The organism is Lishizhenia sp. (assembly GCF_033720595.1).
Lineage (GTDB): Bacteria > Bacteroidota > Bacteroidia > Flavobacteriales_D > Crocinitomicaceae > Lishizhenia.
In genome coordinates, this window is record NZ_JAWWCF010000231.1 from 1 (window position 1) to 3,850 (window position 3,850).

Annotated in this window: 5 protein-coding genes; all 5 read right to left on the minus strand. The window is 34.4% G+C overall.

Annotated elements, in window-relative coordinates; translation table 11 throughout:
• On the minus strand, positions 1-667 hold a 667-nt coding region (locus tag R3333_RS13030; protein ID WP_318959208.1), incomplete at its 3' end, for a hypothetical protein.
• A 2-nt stretch (positions 668-669) separates the two neighbouring features.
• The gene (gene wecB / locus R3333_RS13035; protein WP_318959209.1) at positions 670-1,806 is read right to left on the minus strand and encodes a non-hydrolyzing UDP-N-acetylglucosamine 2-epimerase; all 1,137 of its coding nucleotides are present in this window, start codon (positions 1,804-1,806) and stop codon (positions 670-672) included.
• 9 nt (positions 1,807-1,815) lie between these two features.
• The gene (locus R3333_RS13040; RefSeq protein ID WP_318959210.1) at positions 1,816-2,934 is read right to left on the minus strand and encodes an NAD-dependent epimerase/dehydratase family protein; all 1,119 of its coding nucleotides are present in this window, start codon (positions 2,932-2,934) and stop codon (positions 1,816-1,818) included.
• 12 nt (positions 2,935-2,946) lie between these two features.
• The gene (locus tag R3333_RS13045) at positions 2,947-3,354 is read right to left on the minus strand and encodes a WxcM-like domain-containing protein (protein WP_318959211.1); all 408 of its coding nucleotides are present in this window, start codon (positions 3,352-3,354) and stop codon (positions 2,947-2,949) included.
• Between the two features lie 2 nt (positions 3,355-3,356).
• Positions 3,357-3,850: polysaccharide biosynthesis protein (locus tag R3333_RS13050; protein ID WP_318959212.1), on the minus strand; the 494-nt coding region annotated here is incomplete at its 5' end.

Below are 3,850 nucleotides of genomic sequence, written 5' to 3' on the forward strand. Positions count from 1 at the left end.
CTATTCTTCCATCTAAAGCAAATGGTATTCCTACATACACCAACTTCGTTTTTTCAAGTTTGTTATTCTTAGTATCGTTTAATCTCAATTTTAAAGATTTACTATTAACCAATGGTGGTATTGTAACAATCCTACAACCTCTTTCCTCGTAATATTTTCTGAGGTAACTACTTATCACTATTACACCATTTCCTTTTAAATTCACAACTCGTTTCTGATAAGAATCATCAACCCATTTTATTGCTCTATGAATTAAATTTCCATTATTTGAAGGTAACCAATCAACACAATCTGTGTATAAGATTATAGAATTCTTCTTCGCCCATTTTTGAAGTGAACGTACGAAAGTTGTTAAAGTAGGACTTCCATATGTAATAATTACATCTATATCCAATTGTTCAATTAGGTCTTTAACTGAATCCAAGACGTGGCCATATGACAACCAATCTTTAATTCCATTAGGCCTTCCTATCTCATAATAATTAAATTTATCGTAGGTCTTCTTTTCCGTTGACAACGAAAAGTCCCCACCTTCCTTCATGCCTACAAAATATACCTCATGACCAATTGACCTTAACAAATAACCATTACCTAATACACGCAAACCTGATGCATTTCCATTTGGAAAAATAAAATTTCCTATATATAAAACATTTTTTTTTATCATAATTAATTAGCATTCCATACTACTCTCCTTATATAATCTGTATAACTTAATATTATTCTAACCACTTTACTTGCAACATTTGGCATAGAATAATCATAAACGGGTCTAAAATTTCTATCTTCGCCAACCTTCTGATCTAGAAGAATATTTAATCCTTGCAGTATCCTTTCCGTATTCATCCCTACCATCATAACCGATGCTTCTTCCATCGCTTCTGGTCTTTCGTGCGCGTCTCTGATATTTAAGGCTCTGAAATTTAAAATTGAGGATTCCTCTGAAATTGTTCCAGAATCGCTGAGTGTCGCATATGAATGTATCTGTAAAGCATTGTAATCATGAAAACCTAAAGGTTTTAAAAGCTGAATTCTACCATCAAGTTTTACCTCTTTTGATTCTATCATATTTCTCGTTCTGGGATGCGTAGAAACAATTATTGGCTTATTGTAGATTTCAGCAATTTGATTTAAGCTATCCATCAAATTATTAAAATTCTTTTCTGAACTGATATTTTCCTCCCTGTGCGCAGAAACCACAAAATAACCATCTTTCTCAAGATCTAGTTTTTCCAATACTTTAGACGAATGAATCTGGTCCATATTTTGATGCAAAACCTCAAACATTGGGGATCCTGTTTTTATCACTCTATCTGCGGGCAAACCTTCTTTTAAAAGATATTCACGAGCTATACTACTATAGGTCAAATTGATATCAGAGACGTGGTCTACTATTTTTCTATTTGTTTCTTCCGGCACTCTTTGGTCAAAACATCTATTCCCGGCCTCCATGTGGAAAATTGGAATTTTTCGTTTTTTGGCAGCTATTGCACACAAACAAGAATTTGTGTCTCCTAATACTAAGAATGAATGAGGTTGTACTTCATCCAATAAAGGATCTATCGCTATTAATATTTTTCCTGCAGTAACTGTAGCATTACCACCTGCTGCATTCAGGAAATGATCTGGCTTACGCAAACCTAAATCCTCGAAAAACACCTCATTTAGTTCATAGTCATAATTCTGTCCAGTATGCACCAAAATGTGATCGATAGATGAAGATTTATCCAGGGCTTTAATCACAGCTGATAATCTTATTATTTCAGGTCGCGTTCCTACGACCGTCATTACTTTTAATTTTTTCATTTCTATATTTTAAACTGTCACAAAATAAGTATCCGGATTCTCAGAATCATAGGCTTCATTAATCCAGAAATTTGTATACAGTATTTCGTCTCCTATGTTTTTAATATTGTGTGTGTACCAAATAGGCATATCCACGTATGCAGGTTCGTCGCCATTCAACTCAAAACTCAACACTTCTTCAGTTCCAATCTTTCTCATTTCGATCAAAGCCTTCCCTTTAATTACTGCAAACCTTTCAATTTTTCGTGTATGATAATGATTTCCTCTAGTAACCCCTGGAACAGTCGTTGAGAATGAGACTTGGCCTCCAATTCCGAGGCGTATCAATTCTACAAAACTACCTCTATCATCGGTGTGTTGAACAAATTTTCTCGGAAAAAACGAATTCAATTCTATGTACGACCTAAATGTATTAAAGAGATTTACCTCAAAATCCGATATTAACTCAGGAATATTTCCCTGTTGAAAATACACTTGATGATACTTTTGAAGTTTAGCCAGTACATCAGAAACCTTAATTGCTGTAGTGTAAGGAATAAGCAACTCTCCCTTCGTCTCTTCTTTTCTTATTTCCGAAATAAAAGTATTTACCAGTTCCTGTACATATATCAATTGAACTTCAGCATCCACTTGTATCTCTGGTTTTTCTCCTTGAATTAACCTAGAACAAAACGTTGCTATGAAAGAATTATAATTCGGTTTACAAAAAGCTCCAAATACATTTGGCACAACAGCACCTGTAAAAATTGCATTATTTTCACTTGCCCAAGTCTCTAATAGTTCACGAGACTCCTTTTTTGATCTACCATATAAATTATCCTTCTTTTCTTGAGAAGAGGAAGATATAATTACGTGAGGTCTAGCACCAGTATTTTCCAATGCCTTGCAAAGAGAACGCGTCAGCGCTAAGTTTTTCTCATAAATAAACTCTTGACTTTCATGTCTATTTAAAGCCGCGAGATGCACAATCACATCACATTCTTTCACAAAACTTTCAAGTTTATCCTGATTTTCAAAATAAGACCTTTCAAATTCTACTAACGTAAACTCATCCTCAAACTGGCTTAGCGTATTAATCAAATGACTTCCTACAAATCCATTTCCACCCGTAACACCTATTCTTTTCATACTTTTTTATACTTATATATCAAGACTAAATCGAAATTCATCTTCAATCTCTTCTATTAAATAGTCTGACATTGCCAATATCTTTGCTCCAGCCGTTTTCGCTATCAATTTCGACACATAACCTGGGGGAACGTGCAAGACATCCATCGTTTCAATGGATAACTCATATCGTTCTTCCTTTCCAAAAACACCATTAGCTTCCCAGTCTAAAACCTTTTTCAACACCACTTCAAAAGTTCCTTGTATGCAAGTAAACCACCTTTGTTCAATTTTGTGACCTTGCCATCCTCTCTCAGGTGCCGAAGGATTATTCTGAATTATATACAGTCTCTTTATTCCTAAAGCATCAAACGAGTTATTGAAGATAATTTCACCTCTTTGATCTTTAAAACTTCCTCCTTTGATAATTCTAGGACACATAATTATTTCAAATTTTCCTGAATAATATCTAAGCCAGATATTAACTTTTTCATACCTTCAACATCCTGCTGTTCGGTATTGTGTGAATTATAATCTTCAATTTTTGAAATATTATCATCTCCTTCTGAGAAATACTGACTGTAATTCAAATCTCTGTTATCGGCAGGAATTCTATAAAAATCCCCCATATCTTCAGCTTTAATCATTTCTTCTCGGGTACAAAGTGTTTCATACAACTTTTCACCATGTCTGGTTCCAATAATTTTAATCTCCGCTTTACTTTTGAAAATTTCTTTCATTGCTTGTGCAAGATCACCTATAGTACCAGCGGGAGCTTTATTAACAAATAGATCACCAGGGTTTCCGTGCTCAAATGCAAACAGTACCAATTCCACAGCTTCATTCAATGACATCAAAAAACGCGTCATATTAGGATCTGTTACTGTTATATCTTCCCCAGCTAAAATTTGGTTCATGAATAGAGGAATTACAGACC

Coding starts and splice junctions, on each gene's coding strand:
- R3333_RS13045 (WP_318959211.1), bottom strand. CDS start 3,354: ATGTGTCCTAGAATTATCAAAGGAGGAAGTTTTAAAGATCAAAGAGGT.
- wecB (WP_318959209.1), bottom strand. CDS start 1,806: ATGAAAAAATTAAAAGTAATGACGGTCGTAGGAACGCGACCTGAAATA.
- R3333_RS13040 (WP_318959210.1), bottom strand. CDS start 2,934: ATGAAAAGAATAGGTGTTACGGGTGGAAATGGATTTGTAGGAAGTCAT.